Below are 23,681 nucleotides of genomic sequence, written 5' to 3'. Positions count from 1 at the left end.
GAATTACAAAACCGCTTTAGGGTAAGAGCCAAGCAACTTGAGATCAGCGCAACGAGTGGCAACTTCTTTCATTACATCGCTAATTAAAGGCTCATCAACGTGACCCACAAAATCGATAAAAAACACGTAAGTCCAGGCACCGGTACGCGATGGACGGGTTTCTACACGAGTAAGATCAATATTGTGGCGATGAAAAGGCTCCAACAAATTATGTAGCGCACCGGGCTCATTGCGCATAGCCACTACAATAGAAGTCTTGTCCACGCCGCTTTGGGGCACTGACTGCTTGCCAATAATTAAGAAGCGTGTGGAATTATCGGGTTGATCTTCAATTTTTTCAGCAATGATTTTCAGGCCATACAGCTCAGCGGCCATGGAGCCGGCAATTGCCGCCGCATTCCATTCACCTTTCAAACGTTTTGCCGCTTCAGCGTTACTGTTTACAGCGATACGCTCGGCCTTGGGATAATGCGCATCCAACCATTTGCGACACTGGGCAAGGGATTGTGAATGGGAATAAATACGCGAGATGCTGTTAGTGTTGGTTACATCAGAAACCATCAGGTTGTGATGAATACGCAACTCCACTTCGCCGCAAATTTTCAGGTTGGAACCCATGAAATTATCAAGGGTGTGATTCACCACGCCCTCAGTGGAGTTCTCAACTGGAACAACGCCGTAATTCACAGCACCAGCCTCAACCTCACGAAAAACTTCATCAATAGCCGAGAAAGGAATAGCAATCGCGGAATGCCCAAAATGTTTTAATGCCGCTTGTTGGGTGAAAGTACCCTCTGGCCCCAGGTAAGCCACTTTGATGGGGTTTTCAAGCGCCAGGCAAGCGGACATTATCTCGCGAAACAATCGCGCCATTTCTTCATTGCTCAAGGGGCCATTGTTGCGCTCCATGGCTTTACGCAATACCTGAGCCTCGCGCTCAGGGCGATAAAAAAGAATCTCTGCGTCAGCTGGAAGACTGGCTTTTTTTACATCAGCAACTTCTTGCGCACATTCAGCTCGCGCGGAAATCAAGCGGCCAATTTCTTCATCAATTGCATCGATTTTTTCGCGCAAGGCGGATAACTTTTCAACTTCTGACTCTTCACTTGACATGATTCGGCTCGCCAATTATTCGCCAACTGACTCATCATCAGACGCATCGTCAATCACTTCGTCTGTACCATTTTCATCCGCTAGCAGCTCAGCATCTTCACCTTCGGCACGTGCAAGTTCACGCTTGGCGTTTTCATCAGCGCTCTCTTCGATACGCTCAAGACCCTGCATGCGCTCACCGTCTTTGAGCTTAATCAGGCGCACACCTTGGGTATTGCGACTGAGCACAGAGACTTCGTCAACGCGGGTGCGCACCATGGTGCCCTGGTCAGAAATCAGCATGATTTCTTCACCGTCAAATACCTGTACTGCACCCACCAGCTGGCCATTGCGCTCAGTGGTTTGCATACCAATTACACCCTGTGAACCGCGACCTTTTGCGGGGAACTCGCCAACTTCGGTGCGCTTGCCGTAGCCGTTTTCGCTCACGGTCAACACCTGGCCATTTTCCAGTGGAATCACCATGCCCACGACACGCTGGCCTTCTGCCAAACGGATACCACGCACACCGCGCGAAGTACGCCCCATAGCGCGCACTTGTGATTCACGGAAACGCGCCGCTTTACCGGAGCTGGAGAACAGAATCACATCGCAGGCGCCGTTGGTGATTGCAGTACCCACCAAGGTATCGCCTTCATCCAATTCAATCGCGCGCAAACCGACGCTACGCTGACGGGCAAATTGTGTAAGCGCCGTTTTCTTCACCGTACCATTGGCAGTTGCCATGAAAATAAACTTATCGTCGTCGTAAGACTTCACTGGCAAGATGGAGGTAATACGCTCGCCTTCTTCCAGCGATGGCAAGAGGTTAATAACGGGGCGGCCACGCGACTGGCGACCCGCGACAGGAATCATGTACACCTTCAGCCAATAGACTTTACCAGCGTTGGTGAACAGCAATACGGTGTCGTGAGTGCTGGCAATCAACAGATGCTGTACATAGTCCTCATCTTTGACGGCGGTTGCGGATTTGCCCATACCGCCGCGGCGCTGCGCTTGATAATCGGCCAGCGGCTGGCTCTTGGCATAACCGCCGTGAGAAATGGTAACCACACGGTCTTCCACGTTGATTAAATCTTCTGTGGTGAGATCCAGGGTTGAGGCAACAATCTCAGTGCGACGTTTATCGCCGTAGTCATTGATAACCTGGGTTAATTCTTCGCGAATAACTTCCATCAAACGCACAGCGTTGCCAAGGATTTCCAAAAATTCGGCGATTTGAACCAGCTTTTCATCGTACTCGGCGAGCAGTTTGTCGTGCTCCATGCCGGTGAGTCGGTGCAGACGCAATTCCAAAATCGCCTGAGCCTGCGCGGCCGACAAATAATAGTGGCCGTCGCGCATGCCGAATTCAGCGCCCAAGTCTTCGGGGCGACAGGCGTCTTCACCCGCGCGCTCAAGGTAGGGCGCCATGTCGGCAGCATCCCAACCACGGCCCATCAAGCTTTCTTTCGCTTCAGCGGGTGAGGCAGAATTTTTAATCAGGGCAATAACTTCATCAATATTGGAGATGGCAACGGCCAAACCTTCCAAAATATGACCGCGCTCGCGCGCTTTGCGCAGCAAATACACGGTGCGACGGGTAACTACTTCACGGCGATGCTTAACAAAAGCTTCAAGCAACTCTTTGAGGTTGAGAATTTTTGGCTGACCATCATCCAGCGCCACTATGTTGACGCCGAAGGTAGTTTGCAATTGGGTTTGGGCGTAGAGGTTGTTGAGCAGCACATCTGCCGCTTCGCTCTTTTTCACCTCGATAACGATGCGCATCCCGTCTTTATCAGACTCGTCGCGCAGCTCGCTGATGCCTTCAATTTTCTTTTCTTTAACCAGCTCGGCGATACGTTCAATCAAACGCGCTTTATTTAATTGATAAGGAATTTCGTGAATGATGATAGTTTCGCGGCCCGTTTTGTCATCGCGCTCTATCTCCGCTTTGGCGCGCACAATAATGCTGCCACGGCCGGTGCGATAGGCCTGAACAATACCGGCACGCCCATTAATAATCGCGCCCGTAGGGAAATCTGGCCCCGGAATAAATTCCATCAACTCATCAATGGTGATGTCCGGGTTATTAATTAACTCTAAACAGCCCTGCACCACTTCTTTTAAGTTGTGTGGTGGGATGTTGGTCGCCATACCTACAGCAATACCGGATGAGCCGTTTACCAGCAGGTTGGGAATACGCGTAGGCATAACCGCTGGAATTTGTTCGGTGCCATCGTAGTTGGGTACAAAATCGACGGTTTCTTTATCCAGATCCGCTAATAAATCGTGGGCGATTTTCGCCATACGAATTTCGGTATAACGCATAGCCGCCGCGCGGTCGCCATCCACCGAACCGAAGTTACCCTGACCATCCACCAGCATGTAGCGCAGGGAGAAAGGTTGAGCCATACGCACGATGGTGTCGTATACCGCCGTATCGCCATGAGGGTGGTATTTACCGATTACATCACCCACCACACGGGCAGACTTTTTATAGGGCTTGTTCCAATCGTTATTGAGTTCGCTCATCGCAAACAGAACACGGCGATGCACAGGCTTCAAGCCATCGCGCACATCGGGCAAGGCACGCCCTACAATCACGCTCATGGCGTAATCCAGGTATGACTGCTTGAGTTCGTCTTCGATACTTACGGGTGATATTTCTTTGGCGAATTCGACCATGGGATGACAGCTTTCCTTTTTATTAAAGCTTTGGTTATGGTGATTGCTGGTAGCGGGTAATTCGGCGGATAGGCCCTATCACGGCGCTGAATCGTTAAAAGCAAAAACAGCTACCCTAGTAGCGGGCCACCCAAAAACACTAAGGAAGTGGCTAAAAATGCGCCTAAGGCTTATTTCAGGGGCGCGATGGTAGCATAAAAACCGACACATAGGCACTCCACGCATTTGCTTTCCCTATGAAATCACAAGAGTTTTTGCCTTCTGGCACAAGGCTGGAATCAGTCATCGATAGCAGCCCCCATTGCAGTATACTGGCCGCCTTTTTTCCTTGATTACCAAGTTATTTAGCCTCTTTATGCCGAGCCATGCTGTGAACACCAATAACATCGACCTGCTAATCAAAGCGCGCTGGATTATCCCTGTAGTACCTGCCAATCGGGTGCTGGAAAACTGCTCAATCGCTATAGATAAGGGGCAAATTGTTGCATTGGCACCGCAAGAAGAGGCAGATCGGCGATTTATCGCCAAAGAAACGTTAAACCTTGGCAACCAAGTGCTAATTCCCGGCCTGGTTAACGCCCACGGACATGCAGCCATGAGTTTGCTGCGAGGCTATGCAGATGACCAACCTCTGCACAACTGGCTCAATGATCATATCTGGCCCACCGAGAGCCGCTGGGTGAGTGAGGATTTTGTGCGCGACGGCACTGAGCTTGCGCTTGCAGAGATGATTAAAAGTGGCACCACTTGTTTTGCCGACATGTATTTCTACCCTGAGCAAGCCGCGCAGACCTGCCTGGATGCCAAGATTCGCTGCCAGTTGGCTTTTCCGATTTTTGATTTCCCCACCGCCTGGGGCATGGGGCCGGACGATTACCTCAGTAAAGGATTGAGCCTGCACGACAACTTCCGCGGCAATCACCTGATCAACATCACCTTTGGCCCACACGCTCCCTATACAGTCTCGGACACACCACTTGAGAAAATCGCGGTACTCGCTCAAGAAATGGACATACCGGTTCATATCCATCTGCATGAAACGCTACAGGAAGTGAATGACTCCATCGCACAGTATGGTCGCCGTCCGAGTCAGCGCTTGATGGACCTGGGGCTCTTATCCCCCCTAACCCAATGCGTACACATGACCCAAATTGACGGGCTTGATGTCAAACTCTTGCAAGAATCCGGCGCTCATGTGATCCACTGCCCTGAATCCAACTTAAAATTAGCGAGCGGTTTTTGCCCGGTAGATAAACTGCTCAAAGCCGGCGTGAATGTCGCCTTGGGGACCGATGGCGCAGCCAGTAACAATGATCTGGATTTATTCAGCGAATTAAAGACGGCAGCACTGCTGGCTAAAGCCATTGCCGGTGATGCAGCCGCGGTAGATGCCCACACTGCCCTGCGCATGGCAACACTCAATGGAGCCAAGGCCTTGGGGTTGGACGAAATTATAGGCAGCCTTGAGGTAGGCAAAGCAGCAGACATAACAGCCGTTGATTTGGGAGGACTAACCATGCAGCCGCTTTACAACCCCGCCTCACAACTGGTTTACAACCATGCAGGACAAGCAGTTACCCATGTTTGGGTAGAGGGGAAATGCCTTCTCGCCAACCGGGTTTTGCTCAGCCTCAATGAACGCGAGATTCTTGGCAAGGCCAATTGGTGGCGTAAACAAATTAGCGCGCGCAATTAATTAACGCCGCTGGATTTATCGAACCTTTATAACTCACCCTCAGACAGACGGAACAATTTATGGCCAATGTCGATACCGCTGAAATAGCAAAATTTGAAGCCCTCGCCAGTCGCTGGTGGGACAAAAACAGCGAATTCAAACCACTTCACGACATTAACCCACTACGCGCTAATTTTATTGACCAGCGCTCGCCGGTCGCACAAAAAAAGGTAATTGATGTGGGTTGTGGAGGCGGCATTCTGGCGGAATCGCTCGCGCTACGTGGTGCTTCGGTAACAGGTATAGATATGGGCGAAGCGCCACTTGCAGTTGCGCGCCTGCATGCACTGGAAACTGGCGTGGAATTAACCTACGAGCAAATTACCGCCGAGGATAAAGCCACACAAATGCCAGAGGCGTTTGATGTCGTCACCTGTATGGAAATGCTGGAGCACGTACCTGATCCGGCATCCGTGGTAAAAGCTTGCGCGCAATTGGTAAAACCTGGCGGCGATGTCTATTTCTCAACCATCAACCGCAATCCAAAATCCTATGCATTCGCGATTATTGGTGCGGAGTATTTATTGAAACTCCTGCCTAAAGGCACCCATGAATACAGCAAATTTATTCGCCCGTCTGAATTGGCACAGTGGCTGCGCGCTGCTAGGCTGGAATTGCAAACCATAACGGGCATGACCTATAACCCGCTCACCAAGCACTACAAGTTAAACCCCAACGATGTGAGCGTAAATTATTTGGTGCACGCCAAAAAGGTCGGCGAATAATGAAGCAAAAAATTCGTGCAGTAATGTTTGACCTGGACGGCACACTTCTGGATACCGCACCTGATTTTGTAGTAGTGGTTAATCAACTGCGAGCCGAAGAAGGACTGGTCGAGCTGAGCCCGGAAACCATACGAGCCGGTGTATCCAATGGCTCAAAAGCCTTAATCAAATTGGCTTTTGAAATTGACGATAGCCATTCACAATTTGAGCGGTTGCGCGAGCGGTTACTGGCGCTTTATCTGGATCATATCGCGGTTTACACCCAACCCTTCCCGGGCATTCAAGCATTGCTGGATAACCTGGCTAGCAAAAATATTGCATGGGGAATTGCCACCAATAAACCAGCGGCTTACACCCTGCCGCTTATGTCTGCCCTGGCGATTCAGCCAGCACCCGTCAGTGTTATTTGCCCCGATGATGTCGCTCGCAGTAAACCTGATCCTGAATGCTTACACCTTGCAAGCAAACAATTGGGCTGCGCACCGCAAGAAATTATTTATATTGGTGATCACAAACGCGATATCGATTGCGGAAGAGATGCAGGTAGCATCACCATTGCAGCCACCTATGGCTATCTCGACATCAACGAAAACCCAACCGATTGGAATGCAGATTACAGCGTAAATCATGCTGATGAAATCTGGCCTATTATTGAAAAATATCTGTAAGTAACGACTGCCAGAGCCTGATTATTGAGCGAAGAACTGTTATGAATATTCCACCCGATTACGCCATAAAACCTGATTCGTTACAGAACAAAATTATTATTGTCACCGGTGCAGGAGCAGGCATAGGCCGCTGTGCTGCCAAAACTTTTGCCGCCTGCGGAGCGACTGTCATTTTATGCGGCAGAACCATGAGCAAGCTGGAAGCGGTTTACGATGAAATTGAAGCAGCAGGCCACCCACAGCCAGCCATTTATCCCATCAATTTTGAAAGTGCGCTAGAAAAAGATTACGACGATATGTGTAATGCGCTTGAAGATACGTTTGGACGTGTAGATGGCCTGCTACACAATGCAGCTGATTTAGGCGAGCGCACGCCGATTAGCAATTACTCAGTCAGTGCCTGGCAACGCTGCATGCAAGTTAATGCCAACGCACCATTTATGATGACCCAAGCACTGCTCCCACTGCTGGAGCGCGCCGAAAATGCCAGCGTATTATTTACCAGTTCCAGTGTTGCCTTTAAAGGGCGAGCATTTTGGGGAGCTTATGCCGCATCCAAAGCGGCGGCAGAAAATTTAATGCAAACCCTGCACGACGAGCTGGAGGGCGCCACGCGAATTCGTGTTAACAGCATAAATCCAGGCGCCACTCGCACTGAAATGCGCGCCGCCGCCTATCCTGCTGAAAATCCCGATACTGTTAAAACCCCCGATGTATTAATGCCCGCCTATGTGTATTTATTGGGCGATGACTCGCTTGGCATCAGTGGCAATTCATTTCAATTTCACCACTGAATAAGCAGCACTTAAATTGCTGACCCGGAAAAACACAAAAGGCGATCCATCGATCGCCTTTTGTGTTTATATGTAGCAATTCATTAAATGCTAAAGAGTAATAACAAAAACGAAGTGATTATCGACTCGACTTTTGCATCATTTCCAACAATGAAGCTTCGGCGCGCGATAAACCGCAACGCCGCGCAACCTCTTCGCAATCCATACCCATTTTGAACATTTGCGCCGCCTGCGAGTAAGGCTGGAATTCATCGTCATTGTAGTAATCGATTTTTTCCGTTTTTTTACTCTCTGATTGCAGACGCTTTTCCATCGCTAATAAACGCTGGCCCATACCCACTGAACCACTGCTCGAAGCAGCTACTTCACGCATGAGTTTCTGCATCAGTTTTTCAGTCGCACTCGCCTGCAAGCGGACACGACGCAAACTAACCAATGCACAAGCCAAGGCAAGCAAGCCAATCCCTAAACTTATGAGCAGCCCAATTTCCAGCAGTGTCATGAATACGTCTCTAAAATCTCCCTTCATTGGCAAAGGCCAATCAAGGGAGAATAAATTTAAATATCTTCCAACTCTGACCACTCTTCACTGGTCAGCAATTTATTCAGGTCAATCAGAATTAACAGCTCATTGTTTTTGTGGCATACACCCTGAATGAATTTTGCACTCTCCTCGTTCCCCACATTCGGTGCCATTTCAATTTCAGATTGACGCAAATAAACCACTTCAGCAACGCTATCGACCAAAATGCCAATCACATGACGATCTGTTTCAATAATCACGATACGGGTATTGTCAGTAATTTCACCACTGGACAAGTTAAAGCGATGGCGGGTGTCGATAACCGTCACCACATTACCACGCAAATTGATAATACCCAGCACATAGGAGGGCGCGCCCGGCACAGGAGCAATCTCCGAGTAACGCAGCACTTCCTGCACTTGCATTACATTGATGCCATAGGTCTCTCCATCCAGACGGAAAGTTACCCACTGCAATATGGGATCGTCAGTGCTTTTATTTTTTGCTGCATCAGTTGCCATGTTTAATATTCCTCTTCACTGCCAACGCGGCAGTAGATCATGTAAATGTCGCTATAACTATAGCCGATGACTTTTCTCATGCCACTTTTGTTTGCGTGAGCCGAGGCTCATAGACTTTCAAGCTTGGAAGGAAAACCGATCAAGCCGATACGAAGTTTTTATCTGCTTCTACCAAAATTTGACCAATACGCGGGATATCCAGCAAGGCACACATATGGTCCTTAACCGTTCCAGCCAACCAGGGGCGTTTGCCTCGATCACTACGCCATTTTACATCCTCGGGCTGCAAGGTGATGGGTTGGTTTACCGAGTCTACCGCCAACCCCCAGGGGACACCGTTAATAGACATTACGTATTTAGCGGTCTGCAAAAAAGAGTCATCGTAACGCTCTGGCATCACAAATTTAGCCGTATTCACTGTGCGAATTTTTCCAGCAGGCGTCGGTTGCAGGCCCATAAACCAATCCGCCTGACCAAACAAAGGAGTCAATTCATCTGTTAATGGCTGTATTTGCCCAAGTGAGATGAGTGGCACGGCCAAAGTTAGACCAGCAACCTTAAACAACAGCACATCAAAGCGCGACTGAGCCCACTGCGGCCTACCATTTTCAAGCCACTCCAAACCGTCCATTTTGAAACCGGTATGAGATTCAGTAGCAACTTGCAGATGCCCGGACGCCAGATCCGTGCCGACGTCCACAGGCACCTCGTCGGGTGTGCCTATGTCCCATTCTTGAATTTCATTTTCATCAACAACGAAGTGTGTTTTGGACTCAGTGCCGAGCGCAACAGGTATTGCCACCTTGGGCGAGTCAACCACCGGGGCCTCAACCAGTAACTGTGCGCTCACCGATTGCAGCAACTTTTCCAGCTGTTGCTTTTGCTCTGGTGTTTGTACAGGATCGGCAAGCAGCGTTTTTTTGGTATCAGATTTCGTCAGCGCTCTTGGTTTGGAACCAACACCTGCAGAGTTTTTGAGAGGTTTTTCCGATGGTTTTTTTTTTGTCGGCAAATTCACTACACGCGCCAATCCCGCATTGGCAGCAACCGAAACAGGCTGCGATTCCATCGTCGCAATCGCCTCACCAATTACATCACCTATACCGAGCAAGTCATCAAAATAATGACTCAAGCTCGCATCCGGTGACTCTATATCGCCCTCAGGCGTTTTTCGGTTTGTCACGACACCACACCCGCCTTGTTTACCAGCGTCATAGTGGCTGGTTGAACTTGTTGCAGTTCATCAGCACGAATCTTTTTCTCCAGCCAATGCCAAAGCGCAATATAAGCCTCCACGCCGCGGCTCGCAGGATCAAACAAATGCGGAGGTATGCCCGCTTTGCTGGCATCACGAAAGCGTGTATCGACGGGTACATGACCAGGCCAGGCTTGTGCGGGATAGGTATTGCGAATGGTGCGCAAACTGGTTACCGACGCTTGGGTCCGGCGATCAAACATAACTGGCACTATGGTGTAATCCAGCGCCTTTTTGCGCGAACGAGACATCATGTTCAGGGTGTTTACCATACGCTCCAAGCCCTTGAGAGCAAGGAATTCGGTTTGTACCGGAATCACCAAATACTGACAGGCGGCCAAAGCGTTCACCATGAGTACACCAAGTAAGGGAGGTGTATCGATAAGTACGTAGTCGTAGTCATTGGCGATGAGTGCCAAGGCGCGACTCAACACCAGCCCCATGCCGTCCTGCCCTATGGCTTGGCGTTCAAGCGTGGCGAGAGCGGTAGCCGAAGGGATCAGACTGATGTTGGGAAAATCGGTTGCCACTATCAAACGGGACACAGACTCGCGCGTAAGACTCTTGCGCTCCTGGAACAAGGTATAACTGCTCAGTAATTGATTGTCAGGATCCTGACGAAAATAGGTGGACAAGGAACCATGAGGGTCTATATCCAATAGCAACACACGCTTCCCGGTAGCCGCTATCAAGCCACCCAGGGAAACTGTGGTAGTGGTTTTACCCACACCGCCTTTTTGGTTTGCTATCGCTATCACACGCACAATTCAACCCTCACCGGCGTCAATTACCAGTCACTTTGTTCATTACAGCGACAAAAGCAAAGATTATGCCTATTGCCAGAATGCACCTCTAGGTAACACAACAAATAATTCAATTGTCGCCTTTATTCACCTTGATGCCAATGCAGAAAAGATCACTTTTTAATCAAGGAAAACTAAGTATTGCCCAGCAGGCAACAACTGCAAGTTAACAACCGAGCTTTTACTTTATAGCGGCAGGCTTTTGATAAACGAGAGGGGACGAAGCAAGTAAATCCTATTAATTCACGGGGTTGGAGCCGGACGAAATAACAACAGCAGCGCTGGATGTAGAAGAACTGGTTGGAGTGGAGCTGGCTGTAGCCTCCAGTGATGCACGGGGACGATCCATTTTGCGCTTGGCAATCATAATGGCAACACGGCGATTCTGCGCCCTGCCCTGCTCCGAATCGTTAGGCACCTTGGGTTGGTACTCACCATAACCAACAGCCGATAAACGCTCAGGCGCCACCCCCTTCGCCGCAAGATGTTTAACAATCGCACTGGCACGCGCCGTAGAGAGCTCCCAGTTCGTGGGATATTTGGGACTGTTGATTGGCACGTTATCGGTAAACCCTTCCACCTGAACCGGATTGGAGTAGCCAGCGAGAATTGCGGCGATTTCATCAAAAATCCGTCGCGCCTGTTCGCTGGTATCGGCACTGCCTGATGAAAATAAAATACTGTCCTTCAACTCTATCTGCAGCCAAAGTTCATTGCTTGAAACCTGAATTACCTGATCACTAATGAGCGGGGCAAACTTTTCAGAAACCAAATCGGAAATCTGCGTCAGTTCATCGCTGGTTTTGACTGCTGCGTCAGCTGTTTCAGCCGGAACCAGTTGCTTAACAGCATTTTGACTGCTATCGACAATCTGTGGCGGCACTTCGTCTGTTTGCTCCACATCGTGGGTAGATTTCCCCATATCGATAGGCGAAATCAAATCGGCAGCGGGCGCCACTTGATCAGAAGGCTCTTTGTTGGCTTGAGAATCTGTAGGTAGGTGAAAAGCTTCAATAAAGGTATCGGACAATACGCGGTACTTGCTGTCATTCACTTGGGAAATGGAATACATCACCACAAAAAATGCAAACAATAAGGTGATGAAATCTGCGTAAGAAATCAGCCAGCGCTCGTGGTTGACATGAATATCTTCTCGTCTGCGGCGAACCATAAGCGCACTACTCACATAAACAAAGGTCAGTTAAGCGGGTGCAAATAACCGTTTAATTTCATTTCAATAGAACGCGGATTCTCACCATCAGCAATCGCGATAATGCCTTCAATAATTAACTCGCGGTATTGTGAGTTTTCATTCACACACATGCGTAGTTTATTGGAGATGGGAATAAACACTAAATTCGCAAGCGCAACACCATAGATTGTGGCCACAAAAGCGATAGCAATTCCAGGCCCAAGAGTCGCTGGGTCTGCGAGGTTGTTCATCACATGGATCAAGCCCATAACGGCGCCAATAATGCCAATGGTAGGCGCATAGCCACCCATGGATTCGTAAAATTTAATTGCGTCAAAATCTCGCTGCTCATTCACTATCAAATCAGTTTCCAGAATGCGGCGAATTACTTCTGGTTCATTACCATCCACCAATAGTTGCAAACCTTTTTTGGCAAATTTATCTTTTTCGCGCTCGGAAATTTCCTCCAAACCCAGCAAACCGTCTTTGCGTGCCGCCGCTGCCCAGCGAACTATATTCGCTATACCTTGCTTGAAAGGAACATAGGGGGGCTTAAAAACCCAGCTAACAATTTTTAATGCACGGCGTAGATTTACTTTTGATGTCTGCAACATGGCCGCACCAAAAGTACCACCCAATACAATCAATGCAGCCGGCCCGTTGACCAGAGTCCCAATGCCTCCGCCCTCTAAAAAATTGCCCCCTATAATGGCGGCAAACGCGAGGATGACGCCGATAATACTGAGCAAATCCATCACATAAGCTCCTTCACCAAGCGCGGCCCTATATCCTTGAGGCTTAGCACCTTATCAGTTAACCCAGCGCGAGCTACCGCCATGGGCATGCCATAAATAACACAACTGGCTTCATCCTGTGACCAGAGTGATGAACCGGCCTCTTTTAATAGCCGTGCGCCGTTGCAGCCATCCGACCCCATACCGGTTAACACTACGCCCAATACCTTGTCTGCATAATTGTTGGCAGCAGACCCAAAGGTGATATCGAGCGAGGGTTTGTAATTCACACGCTCGTCGTCTGGCAAAACACGCACTGAACCGCCATTGCGCTTATCCAGCATAAGCTGTTTACCGCCGGGTGCCAGCAATGCAAGACCCGGTTGCAGTTGGTCACCGTCTACCGCTTCGCGAACGCGAATATGACACTGCTTATTAAGGCGTTCCGCAAAGGCTTTGGTGAAATTTTCCGGCATATGCTGCACAAGCACTATAGGCAGCGGAAAATTAGCTGGCAGCGCCATTAATACTTCAGCAAGCGCAACCGGCCCGCCTGTAGAGGCGCCAATAACAAGGAGCTTGGGTTTATTTTTAAGGCGATAGGAATCAGACCCCGAGGATGCACGTACTGGCTCATCGGTAACCACAGGTGCAACACGCGGTAAGGGTGCAGGCGTGCTTAAGGGTTTGAATGAGGAGTTAATACTTGGAGTGCCCGATGTAGACGAAGGAACCGATGTGACCGCAGCAGGGGGTACAGGCCGGCTACCTGAACCAGCCAGCGTGATTAATCGCTCGTGCAGCTTTTTCTTAAGTGCTTCGGAATTGCGCGAGACTTCGGCAAAATCCTTGGGGATAAAATCAAGAGCACCCGCCGCTAAGGCATCCAGCGTAATTTTAGCGCCTTCGTAGGTGAGCGACGAAAACATCAAAATGGGCACGCGGCGGTTAGACATGATGTGTTTTATTGCCGTAACACCATCCATCACCGGCATTTCAAAATCCATGGTGATGATATCCGGCTTTAATTCCGCCGCTTTATCGATAGCTTCACGCCCATTACTTGCGATGCCAACAACTTTTAATTCCGGATGCTCATTAATAATGTCTTTCAAGCGGTGCTGAAAGAAATTGGAATCATCAACTACTAATACCCGGAAAGGCATCTATCGCGCTCCGCAAGGGAAAATATTTAAAAAGAATAGACGAAGAGGCCGCATTAAATCGCCTAACCAGTACCACCATGGCACTCAATAAATTAGCTATGCCCCCAGCCGGCAGAACCTTTTGCATAGCGACGCAACAAACTTGGAATGTCCAGAATCAGCGCAATGGTGCCATCACCGGTAATAGTGGCACCCGCCATGCCAGGCGTACCCTGCAGCATTTTGCCTAAAGGTTTGATTACCACTTCTTCTTGGCCAATCAACTGATCCACTACAAAACCCACACGACGCGAGCCCACAGTAACTATGACTACGTGTGCGTTATCAGGACGATGACCAAAAGCGTTTTTTACTAACCAATCTTTCATATAGAAAAGTGGAATCGCCTGATCGCGAATAGCAACGCAGTCCTGTCCATCCACTATGTGACTCTTGGTCAGATCCATATGGAAGATTTCATTCACGCTGACCAGTGGAAACGCAAAGGTTTGCTGACCAAGCATAAACATCAAGGTGGGCATGATTGCCAGAGTCAGTGGCACTTTGATAATAAAACGGGTGCCTTTTCCCAACTCGGATTTAATTTCCACCGTGCCGTTAAGTTGGGTGATTTTGGTTTTTACGACATCCATGCCGACGCCACGGCCGGACACATCGGAAATTTCTTTTTTGGTGGAAAAACCGGGAGCAAAAATTAAGTTGTAGGCTTCGGTGTCGGACAAACGATTAGCGGTATCCTCATCGAACATGCCTTTTTCTACGGCGATGCGGCGCAGTTTCACCGGATCCATACCCGCACCGTCATCACTGATCGACAGCAGGATATGGTCGCCCTCTTGCTCTGCAGAAAGCACCACCTGACCAACGCGAGGCTTACCATTAGCCTCGCGCACATCGGGGAATTCTATGCCATGGTCAACCGAATTGCGGACCAAATGCACCAGTGGATCAGCAAGCGCCTCCACCAGATTTTTATCCAGATCGGTTTCTTCACCCACTAATTCCAAATTAATTTCTTTACGCAGGCTACGCGCCAAATCACGCACTACACGCGGGAAGCGGCCAAACACTTTTTTGATTGGCTGCATGCGGGTTTTCATCACGGATGTTTGCAAATCCGCGGTCACAACATCCAGGTTGGCCACTGCTTTTGCCAGGGCTTCATTGGTTGAGCCGTTACCCAAGCGCACCAGGCGATTGCGCACCAAAACCAGCTCGCCCACCATATTCATAATGTCATCGAGGCGCTGGGTGTCCACACGCACGGTGGTCTCCACTGCAGGAGCCTCTTTATCTACCGCAGGTGCGGCGACTGGGGCACTGACAGCGGCGGGTTTGGCGGGCTCGACTTTTTTAGCCGCCGGCACTGGCGCCGCTGCTTTAGCCGCTTCTGGTTTTGACTCGGGTTTGGGGGCAGTTTTTGGTGCTGCTGGTTTGGCAACTGGCGCCGATGACGCGGCTGCAGGAGTGTTTAGGCTGTCAGTTGCAGCCGTACCCGGCCCCTTACCCTTACCGTGCAACTGGTCAAGTAACGCATCAAATTCATCATCTGTAATCAGGTCGCCTGCCCCACTGGTAGCCTCGGGGGCGGGGCTAGAGACTGCAGCAACTGGCGCAGGAGCAGCATTGATGCCTGGCCCCTTGCCCTTACCGTGCAGCTGATCTAATAGAGCTTCAAATTCGTCTTCTGAAATCTCATCACCAGAAGCTGTTGTTGCCGTTGCCGCTACCGGGTTTGCAGCAACTGGGGCGACTGGTGGGGTTTGAATACCTGGTCCCTTGCCTTTGCCATGTAATTGATCGAGTAATGCCTCGAACTCATCTTCAGAAATATCATCATGACCACTGGCAACTGCTGTGGGAGCAGGCTCGTGTGAGGATGTCGCACTGGCAGAACTGGCTGCTGGTTGCGCACCGGATATGGCGTCAAGCAGCTGTTCAAATTCTGCATCTGTGATGTCGCCCGACGCAGGCTGGGACTCGGAGTGGTGCTGAATAGAATTATCAGAATGGCTCGTTAGCTCTGGCGCCGCTGCCTCTGCTGGCGTTTCGGATGCTTCACTTTCGTGTAGATCTTCGCAAGAAACCAGGCGCTCCAGTGCAGCAATTAACCCTTGGTCTACGGGTGGCAACTCCTCGCGTTGGGATACCAACTCAAACTGCTGGTTCACCATATCCAATGCGGAAAGCACAACATCCATTAATTCCGAAGTAACAGCGCGTTTGCCATTACGCAAAATATCAAACAGGTTTTCGGTGAGGTGACAACATTCCACCATGGGGGTAAGCGCCAGAAAACCAGCACCACCTTTTACAGTGTGAAAACCGCGGAAGATCGCATTGAGCAAATCTTTATCTTCCGGGCGCTGCTCCAGGTCAACCAATTGCTGGCTGAGGCGCTCGAGAATTTCGCCTGCCTCTACCAGAAAATCCTGGAGGATATCCTCGTCATCACCAAAACTCATTCAACTTTCCTCGAGTGACCTGCAGTTTAAAAACCAAGGCTGGATAACAAGTCATCCACATCATCTTGCCCGGATACTACATCTGCCCGCTCTTTGTTAATTTGTGGCCCTTCGGCTTCAGTTTTACGTTTGTGCATAATTTCCATATCGTGTGCGACGGTTTCACGATCATTACCAAGACCAGTGATCTCTTCCACCTGCCCGGCAATTCGCACCAAACTTACTAAATCTTTTTCAACATCATTGATTAAACCGATAACGCGTTTTAAGACCTGGCCAGTTAAATCCTGAAAGCCCTGTTCAAGCACAATGTCTTGCAGGTTTTTGCCGAGCTGTTCAGTACCAGTAACCATTTGGCCTAAAAAAACATCCATGCGCTCATAGAGCTGACGAAATTCATCTGCGCTCATTTCACGGCGCTTTAGTCGCGCCCACTCGCTGCGCAAACTGCTGGCTTCTTGGCCAAGGTTCATCGCAATAGGGGCTGCTTCGTCTACCACATCCATGGTTTTTTCAGCGGCTTTTTGCGTTAATTCAATAACGTAATTCAACCGGTTTGAAGCGTCGTGGATATCCGAATTTTCAATTTTGGGCGGTTCTTTACTTAAATCTGCATCAACATTGAAATTGACAATCGCATCATGCAAACCGCGTGTTAAACGACCAACAGATTGAAAGATATGTCGGTCGCGCGACTGGGTAATCGTCTGAATCAAAATCGATGCTTCTTCGATTTGGTTACTTTGCAGTTTTTCTGCAAGCAACTTGGCGCACTCTCTCAATTCGACGACAAATTCGTCATTGAAGGATGTTTGGGTTTCTGATGCCATGGCGACGCCTTATTTATTATTCAATCGACGGTTTTATCCAACCCGCTCAAAAATTTTCTCGATTTTTTCCTTCAGCGCCTGTGCAGTAAAAGGTTTGACTACATAACCATTTACTCCCGCCTGAGCCGCTTCAATGATCTGATCGCGCTTGGCTTCAGCCGTTACCATAAGTACTGGCAAGGTGCGGAGCTTTTCATCAGCGCGCACCGCTTTGAGCAAGTCAATACCGGTCATGCCAGGCATGTTCCAGTCAGTCACCAGAAATTGGAAATCGCCATTTTTAAGCATGGGCAAAGCAGTGACACCGTCATCTGCTTCGTGGGTATTGGAAAACCCCAAATCCCGCAGCAAGTTTTTAATGATCCGCCGCATTGTTGAAAAGTCATCAACAATCAGGATTTTCATATTCTTATCCAACGCAACCTCCAATAACCCAGAAGGGAATTTTGTTAATTCATAGTCTAGTAGGAGTTGAAGCTCTAGCCAGTGACGGCGCGTAAATCTTCAACTTTTACTGCAAATAATAGCGCAAATTGTTGTATTTACAGACTAATTAGCACCTGAGCGCTCAGACTTTAATCTAATTCGATCAGAGCGATTACTTTTTGCTCAACTTATGTGGGCTGCCAACCGCCCAGCCGATTGCGCAAGCGAGCGGCCGCTTGGCTATGAATTTGGCTAACACGGGATTCACTAACACCCAATACCAACCCAATCTCTTTCAGATTCAATTCCTGATCGTAATAAAGCGCTAGCACCATGCGCTCGCGTTCAGGTAACTGGGTAATAGCATCGGCCAACGCGCGTTTAAGCCCTTCGCGCTGTACACCTTCCAATGGGCTGGCAAAGGCGCTGCTGTGTTCAGACGCATCGATATTGCTGTCTTCTTCACCGAAGGTTTCTTCGTAACTGAAAAGACGGCTGCCGTTGGCGTCCTGCAGCATTTCAAAATATTCTTCTAGCGATACCTCCAACTCAGCGGCGACTTCCGCATCGCTCGCATCACGCCCGGTGCGCGCCTCTACTACGGCAACAGCGCGGGCCACACGGCGCGCATTGCGGTGCACAGAGCGTGGAACCCAATCACCACGACGCATTTCGTCCACAATGGCACCACGGATACGAATACCTGCGTAGGTTTCAAAACTGGCGCCACGGGAGGCATCGTATTTTTGGGAGGCTTCAATTAAACCAATCATGCCCGCTTGAATAAGGTCATCGACCTGCACTGAGGCAGGCATGCGCAGCATCATGTGGTAGGCGATGCGCTTTACCAGCGGAGCGAAATCTTCGATATTGATTTGCGCATCGAGCAAGGTCTTTTTATCGTACATGGCTAAACCATTGACTGCGGCCATCGAACACCTTCTGTTTGGCAGAAACTGCCGTCACTACTGGCACCCTCGCCTCACCTGTTTACAACCGGCAACTCACCGATATCACTCGCCGCAACGAAACCGGCAAATGGGCACACTATTCTTTATTAACGCGCGTTTGCTGCCTGCAATAACCGCTCGACAAAAAACTCCAAACGCCCGGTGGGCGAATAAGGCAGTGGCCATTTATCAACGGCTTGAGCCAGTGCGCGAATTGCTACCGCCGCTTTGGAATTGGGCGCAAATTCCAACAGCGCTTTTTGCTTTTGCACAGCTTTGCGCACGTTTTCATCAAACGGAATTTGACCAACAAACTGCAGGGTTACATCCAGGAAACGCTCACAAACGGTATTCAGTTTGTTGAACATATTCATACCTTCCTGCTGGGTGCGCGTCATGTTTGCAACAACCCGGAAGCGCTGCATTCCATATTCTTTGTTGAGTAATTTAATGAGGGCGTAGGAGTCGGTGATTGAGGATGGCTCATCACAGACAACAATAATGACTTCGTTGGCGGCGCGCACAAAACTCACCACCGTGTCGGATATCCCGGCAGCAGTATCTATCACCAAAATATCCACTTGATCTGACAATTCGTTAAACGCATTGATCAGGCCGACGTGCTCTGCACTACTCAATTCGGCCATGCGTTGCACGCCTGATGAAGCGGGTACTATTTTTACGCCGGCGGGGCCGGTGACCAGAACATCACTGAGCGAATGGGTTCCCGCCAGAACATCGGCAAGTGTGTGAGTTGCACGAATGCCCAACAATACATCGACATTAGCGAGCCCCAAGTCAGCATCCAGCAATACCACCCGACGACGCAATTCTGCCAAGGCAATACTCAGGTTGACGGAAATGTTGCTCTTGCCTACTCCGCCTTTGCCGCCGGACACGGCGATAACTTGAACGGGTCGCACTTGGCTCATCTACAGGTAACTCCAAACATATTCTTTTTAAGCGCGGCCGCTGTTCAGTATTACGACCTTTTTGTCGCGCGCCACTGGTGAACTGAGTATAGATAGGGATTGGAAAAAGATCCGATAAATTTCAGTTTCACCGCTAAAATCATGGGCTTATATAGATTTACTGGTTAAGAAACCGCCGTTGCTGTTGTCGTTTTAAGCAAAGCGACAGCACGGGCCACCAACTGGTGTGCTCGCGCCACTTCCAGATTTTTGGGAATGTCCTGACCATCGGTGGTGTAGGCAATCGGCAGGCGGCTTTGCATCACCACGCCCAGCGCTTCACCAATGCCAGCGGTTTCATCCAGCTTGGTCAGCACACACCCTTGCAAGCGCGCAGCACCATAGGCATGCACCGAGGCTTTTAGCATTTGCGCCTGACTGTTGGATGACATTACCAGATAGGTTTTCACTTGCGGTTGATCTGCCAAGGCTTTCAGCTGGGCCTTTAAATGCGGGTCGCCATGGCGGAAACCTGCCGTATCGATCAACACCAATAAGCAGTGACGCAAGCTGCGCAATACTGCATCCAGTGGGTTAGCTTCATCGACCACACGCACCGGCACGCGCAAAATACGCGCCAGCGAACGCAATTGATCGTGAGCCGCAATGCGATAAGTGTCGGTGGTGATAATCGCCACCTTGTCAGCGCCATGCTGCAGCACATAGCGCGCGGCCAGCTTTCCGATAGTGGTAGTTTTACCTGAACCAGTGGGGCCAACAAACGCAAAAATACCGCCCTGATCGACAATATCACGGCCATTCACTGGCAGCTGATGGGCCAGATTGGCCAGAGCGTCCGGCCAGGCTTCACCGAGAGTTTTGGTTTTAGTACAAGCACTAATCACTTTGGCGATTACTTCTTTTGGCAAACTCAGGCGCTCCAGACGACGAGCAATACTTGCCAGTATGGGGGAGTCGTTGGCGATGGTTTGCTGACCAGTCAAACGATCCAGCTGCTGCTCCAGCAGTAATCGCATATCGGCGATTTCCGCTTGCAACTCACTCAATTGGGCGTTTTGATCGAGCACATCCGGTGCGGAAACCACTGGAGCAACGGTGGGCTTGGTTGTGTTGTTGGCGATGTGATTGCCAGTGAGCAACGCATCGATTTTTTGATCCTGGACACTGCGGGTATTGCTGAGCAAGGCATCGCGAAATGACAGTGAGTCAGGGGTTAAGGTCTTGGCGGCAGGTGCCGGCGCCGGATCAACCAGCGGATAGCGCTCCGCAGCACTCATGCCTTTTTTGGGCGATGCCGCCGGCGCAGAGGCATGGCGCGGAATTCCAGCATTTACCACCGTATTTTTACCCACCAAAAATTCTTTGGCAGATTCCTCTGCCTTGCGGGCCGCAATCATCCGTTGATGCGCGCGCTCTATATCGTCCGCCAGTTGAGCGCCGGTTTTACCGGCGTTGGGGTGATCGGGAATCTGGCTGATTACCGGCGCCACATTTTTACGCGCAGGCTGGCGCTCCAAAACCCGTGGCGATAAATCGCCATCACTCAGCAATGGCTCGCTGGGGGCAAAAGTCGCCTCGGAAAACGGACGGGTTTGAAGCTGTTTCAGCTCGTAATCCGAACCCATGGTAGTCAGCAACTCCACTCCCTCAGGGATACGGTTGCTGGAGAGAATAATTGCATCTGGCCCCAGCTCCTGGCGAACCAATTCCAACGCACGGCGCATATCGGCAGCTACGAAACGTTTGACTTGCATATTCAACTCCCGCCCGGGGTGGGCCACCTGGTTAACCATTAAATTGCACTAAGGTAATCAGCCATTTTTGTCAGCACCTACGCTGGCTTCGATACTGATTTGTTTGTTGTCAGGCACTTCGTTGTAAGCCAGAACCCGCATATCGGGGACGCTATGACGAACAAAGCGCGCCAGCATGGGACGCAGAGGTGCAGCAACCAGTAACACCAGCGGCTTACCCGCCATTTCCATCTTCTGGGCCGCGGTAATCAGCGACTGCTGCAACCTGTCCGCCAAGCCGGGTTCGATAAACGCACTATCGTCAGCGCCAGCTTTTTGTGCCTGTTGAACGGTATTTAGCAATAACTGTTCCAAACCCGGCTCAAGCGTTACTACAGGCAGGTTTCGCTCGTTTCCTATGATGTTTTGGACGATTTGTCGGCAGAGTGCTACCCGCGCCAAGGCGGTTAAAGCGGCGGGATCTTGACTCTTGATACCACTGCCCGCCAAAGCTTCGGCGATGGAGCGAATATCGCGAATAGGCACCCGCTCACGCAGCAGGTTCTGCAGGACTTTCAGCAGCACATTAATGCTGATGGTATTAGGCACTAGCTCTTCCACCAGTTTGGGCGAAGTCTTCGCCAGCATATCCAATAGTTTTTGTACGTCCTCATGGCCCAGCAGTTCGAAGGTATGCTGCTGCAGAATTTGATTGAGATGGGTCGCCACCACGGTGCTCGGGTCTACCACGGTATAACCCAGGGTTTGCGCCTGCTCCCGCAGGTTGGGGTTAATCCAAATAGCATCCAAACCAAACGCCGGATCTTTGGTTTTTAAACCATCCAGCGAGCCAAACACCTGCCCCGGATTTATCGCCAATTCACGATCCGGGTAAACATCTGCCTCCGCCATGGATACCCCCATGAGACTGATGCGATAACCGGTTGGATTCAGGTCAAGATTGTCGCGAATGTGCACCGAGGGAATGAGGAACCCCATTTCCTGTGACAGCTTTTTACGAACGCCTTTGATACGCCCCAACAATTCACCACCCTGGTTTTTATCCACCATCGGAATGAGGCGATAACCAACCTCCAGCCCAATGACATCCACTGGCTGTACATCATCCCAACCCAGTTCAGGCGATTCAGGTGTACCAGGCGGTAGCGCCGGCGCGCTGCGTTGTGGCGCGATACTCGCACCGGCCGGCGCACCACCACCTGTGGGCATTTCTCCGGCCAAGCGTGCACCGGCGGGGATAAACGAGTTGTCCTCCACCGCGGCAGGCTGTTGCTTGCGCCAGTGGATGTAGTAGGCCAAACCAACGCAAATAAATCCCAATCCAAGAAATGCCAGATGCGGCATTCCGGGTATAGCACCCATCACCAACATCATGATGCCGCTAACCGCCAGCGCTTTTGGAGAGGTAAACATCTGACCGACAACCTGCGCCCCCATCTCCTGGGAACTGTTAACACGGGTAACCAAAATGGCAGAAGCCACAGATAACAACAGCCCGGGAATTTGTGCGACCAGACCATCACCAATCGTCAGGATGGTGTATTTCTCAAATGCCTCAACAAACGGAAGATCATGTTGTGCCATACCTATGGCAAGACCGCCAAAGATGTTGATAAACATAATCATGATGCCGGCGACCGCATCGCCGCGTACAAATTTGCTCGCACCATCCATAGCGCCGTAAAAATCAGCCTCAGACGAGACTTCCTGCCGGCGGGTACGCGCCTGATCCTGATCGATCAAACCCGCATTCAAATCGGCATCGATTGCCATTTGTTTACCGGGCATAGCATCCAGGGTGAAACGCGCACTCACTTCGGAGATACGCCCGGCACCCTTGGTTACCACCACAAAGTTGATGATCATCAGAATGATGAACACCACTATACCCACCGCCAAATTTCCGCCAATCACTACATGCCCAAAGGCTTCAATCACCTTACCGGCCGCATCGCCACCTTGATGCCCTTCCAGCAACACCACACGGGTAGATGCCACATTCAGGCCCAGGCGCAGTAAAGTCGCAATCAGCAAAATTGTCGGGAAAGCCGCAAAATCCAGCGGCCGCATGGCATACACTGACACCAGCAACACCACCAGTGCCAGCGCGATATTGAAAGTAAAAAACATATCCAACAGCAACGGCGGGATGGGCAAAATAATCATTGCCAACAGCATCAGTAGCAAAATAGGAATGCCCAAATTGCCACGCCCCATACCCCGCAAGGAGCCAAGCGCCGCTTTGCCATTAAAGTTATTGAGCTGATTGAACGAAGGAAGAGCCATAAGCACGGATTCTTGACGGTGAAATCATTTACCAGTGCTTATCGCAAGAAGTGTACCGATTTGAAAAAAGCGTTTTTACTCTGTTGCGAGCGTTGGTTTTTGCCCACCAAATAACCAAAGAATCGCCCTCGAAAATTCA

General features: G+C 50.2%; 20 protein-coding genes. 4 read left to right on the top strand and 16 right to left on the bottom strand.

The genetic code is table 11. The annotated features are described in order from the left end of the window. Positions 1 to 3: 3 nt before the first annotated feature. Together pheA and gyrA are read right to left on the bottom strand one after the other, a co-directional pair. Positions 4 to 1,113 carry a prephenate dehydratase gene (gene pheA, locus ACFODX_RS07560; protein WP_378117666.1) on the bottom strand — a complete coding sequence of 370 codons (1,110 nt, stop codon included), beginning with the start codon at positions 1,111 to 1,113 and terminating at the stop codon, positions 4 to 6. A gap of 15 nt (positions 1,114 to 1,128) precedes the next feature. After that, complete coding sequence (gene gyrA / locus ACFODX_RS07555) at positions 1,129 to 3,783, bottom strand: DNA gyrase subunit A (protein WP_378117664.1); 2,655 nt, start codon at positions 3,781 to 3,783, stop codon at positions 1,129 to 1,131. 355 nt (positions 3,784 to 4,138) lie between these two features. On the opposite strand from gyrA, the gene ACFODX_RS07550 reads away from it, so the two are divergent. From ACFODX_RS07550 to ACFODX_RS07535, 4 genes are read left to right on the top strand one after another with little or no spacing between them, the layout of a single operon-like run. Further along, positions 4,139 to 5,479 (top strand): TRZ/ATZ family hydrolase, encoded by a 1,341-nt coding sequence (locus ACFODX_RS07550; RefSeq protein WP_378117662.1) that lies wholly within the window; start codon positions 4,139 to 4,141, stop codon positions 5,477 to 5,479. Between the two features lie 59 nt (positions 5,480 to 5,538). Beyond that, the gene (ubiG, locus tag ACFODX_RS07545) at positions 5,539 to 6,243 is read left to right on the top strand and encodes a bifunctional 2-polyprenyl-6-hydroxyphenol methylase/3-demethylubiquinol 3-O-methyltransferase UbiG (RefSeq protein ID WP_378117660.1); all 705 of its coding nucleotides are present in this window, start codon (positions 5,539 to 5,541) and stop codon (positions 6,241 to 6,243) included. Beyond that, positions 6,243 to 6,911, top strand: coding sequence for an HAD family hydrolase (locus tag ACFODX_RS07540; protein WP_378117657.1), 669 nt, complete (start codon positions 6,243 to 6,245; stop codon positions 6,909 to 6,911). The genes ubiG and ACFODX_RS07540 overlap by 1 nt, the downstream gene beginning before the upstream one ends. 41 nt (positions 6,912 to 6,952) lie before the next feature. Then, positions 6,953 to 7,705, top strand: coding sequence for a YciK family oxidoreductase (locus tag ACFODX_RS07535; RefSeq protein ID WP_378117655.1), 753 nt, complete (start codon positions 6,953 to 6,955; stop codon positions 7,703 to 7,705). A gap of 118 nt (positions 7,706 to 7,823) precedes the next feature. On the opposite strand, the gene ACFODX_RS07530 is transcribed toward ACFODX_RS07535, so the two are convergent. From ACFODX_RS07530 to flhA, 14 genes are all read right to left on the bottom strand, one after another. Further along, the gene (locus ACFODX_RS07530) at positions 7,824 to 8,207 is read right to left on the bottom strand and encodes a DUF2802 domain-containing protein (protein ID WP_378117653.1); all 384 of its coding nucleotides are present in this window, start codon (positions 8,205 to 8,207) and stop codon (positions 7,824 to 7,826) included. Positions 8,208 to 8,263: 56 nt separating this feature from the next. Continuing rightward, a complete protein-coding gene (locus tag ACFODX_RS07525; protein WP_324259236.1) occupies positions 8,264 to 8,749 on the bottom strand; it encodes a chemotaxis protein CheW in 486 nt (161 codons plus the stop codon). Positions 8,750 to 8,888: 139 nt separating this feature from the next. Continuing rightward, on the bottom strand, positions 8,889 to 9,932 hold the full coding sequence (locus tag ACFODX_RS07520) for a chemotaxis protein CheW (protein ID WP_378117651.1): 1,044 nt from the start codon (positions 9,930 to 9,932) through the stop codon (positions 8,889 to 8,891). After that, on the bottom strand, positions 9,929 to 10,768 hold the full coding sequence (locus tag ACFODX_RS07515; protein ID WP_378117649.1) for a ParA family protein: 840 nt from the start codon (positions 10,766 to 10,768) through the stop codon (positions 9,929 to 9,931). Before ACFODX_RS07515 ends, ACFODX_RS07520 begins: the two co-directional genes overlap by 4 nt. 277 nt (positions 10,769 to 11,045) lie before the next feature. Continuing rightward, positions 11,046 to 11,978: a flagellar motor protein MotD gene (gene motD, locus ACFODX_RS07510; protein WP_378117647.1), complete on the bottom strand. Its 933-nt coding sequence runs from the start codon at positions 11,976 to 11,978 to the stop codon at positions 11,046 to 11,048. Between the two features lie 26 nt (positions 11,979 to 12,004). After that, positions 12,005 to 12,754, bottom strand: a complete 750-nt coding sequence (locus tag ACFODX_RS07505; RefSeq protein WP_378118126.1) for a flagellar motor protein — start codon at positions 12,752 to 12,754, stop codon at positions 12,005 to 12,007. Beyond that, entirely contained in the window at positions 12,754 to 13,899 is a 1,146-nt protein-coding gene (locus tag ACFODX_RS07500) for a protein-glutamate methylesterase/protein-glutamine glutaminase (RefSeq protein WP_378117645.1), read from the bottom strand. The genes ACFODX_RS07505 and ACFODX_RS07500 overlap by 1 nt, the downstream gene beginning before the upstream one ends. A 92-nt stretch (positions 13,900 to 13,991) precedes the next feature. Continuing rightward, entirely contained in the window at positions 13,992 to 16,364 is a 2,373-nt protein-coding gene (locus ACFODX_RS07495; RefSeq protein WP_378117643.1) for a chemotaxis protein CheA, read from the bottom strand. 26 nt (positions 16,365 to 16,390) lie between these two features. Further along, positions 16,391 to 17,194, bottom strand: coding sequence for a protein phosphatase CheZ (locus ACFODX_RS07490; RefSeq protein ID WP_378117641.1), 804 nt, complete (start codon positions 17,192 to 17,194; stop codon positions 16,391 to 16,393). 33 nt (positions 17,195 to 17,227) lie between these two features. After that, positions 17,228 to 17,611 (bottom strand): chemotaxis response regulator CheY, encoded by a 384-nt coding sequence (cheY, locus tag ACFODX_RS07485; protein ID WP_324259243.1) that lies wholly within the window; start codon positions 17,609 to 17,611, stop codon positions 17,228 to 17,230. A 197-nt stretch (positions 17,612 to 17,808) separates the two neighbouring features. Continuing rightward, positions 17,809 to 18,552 (bottom strand): RNA polymerase sigma factor FliA, encoded by a 744-nt coding sequence (locus ACFODX_RS07480; RefSeq protein WP_449245133.1) that lies wholly within the window; start codon positions 18,550 to 18,552, stop codon positions 17,809 to 17,811. Positions 18,553 to 18,677: 125 nt separating this feature from the next. Then, positions 18,678 to 19,502: a MinD/ParA family protein gene (locus tag ACFODX_RS07475; protein ID WP_324259245.1), complete on the bottom strand. Its 825-nt coding sequence runs from the start codon at positions 19,500 to 19,502 to the stop codon at positions 18,678 to 18,680. A 164-nt stretch (positions 19,503 to 19,666) separates the two neighbouring features. After that, positions 19,667 to 21,256, bottom strand: coding sequence for a flagellar biosynthesis protein FlhF (flhF, locus tag ACFODX_RS07470; protein WP_378117638.1), 1,590 nt, complete (start codon positions 21,254 to 21,256; stop codon positions 19,667 to 19,669). Between the two features lie 57 nt (positions 21,257 to 21,313). Next, positions 21,314 to 23,542, bottom strand: a complete 2,229-nt coding sequence (flhA, locus tag ACFODX_RS07465) for a flagellar biosynthesis protein FlhA (protein WP_324259247.1) — start codon at positions 23,540 to 23,542, stop codon at positions 21,314 to 21,316. Positions 23,543 to 23,681 lie beyond the last annotated feature (139 nt).

Source organism: Cellvibrio fontiphilus (genome assembly GCF_042646205.1).
Lineage (GTDB): Bacteria > Pseudomonadota > Gammaproteobacteria > Pseudomonadales > Cellvibrionaceae > Cellvibrio > Cellvibrio fontiphilus_A.
Note: the sequence above shows the minus strand (reverse complement) of the source record. Positions and strands in the feature narration are given on the sequence as shown.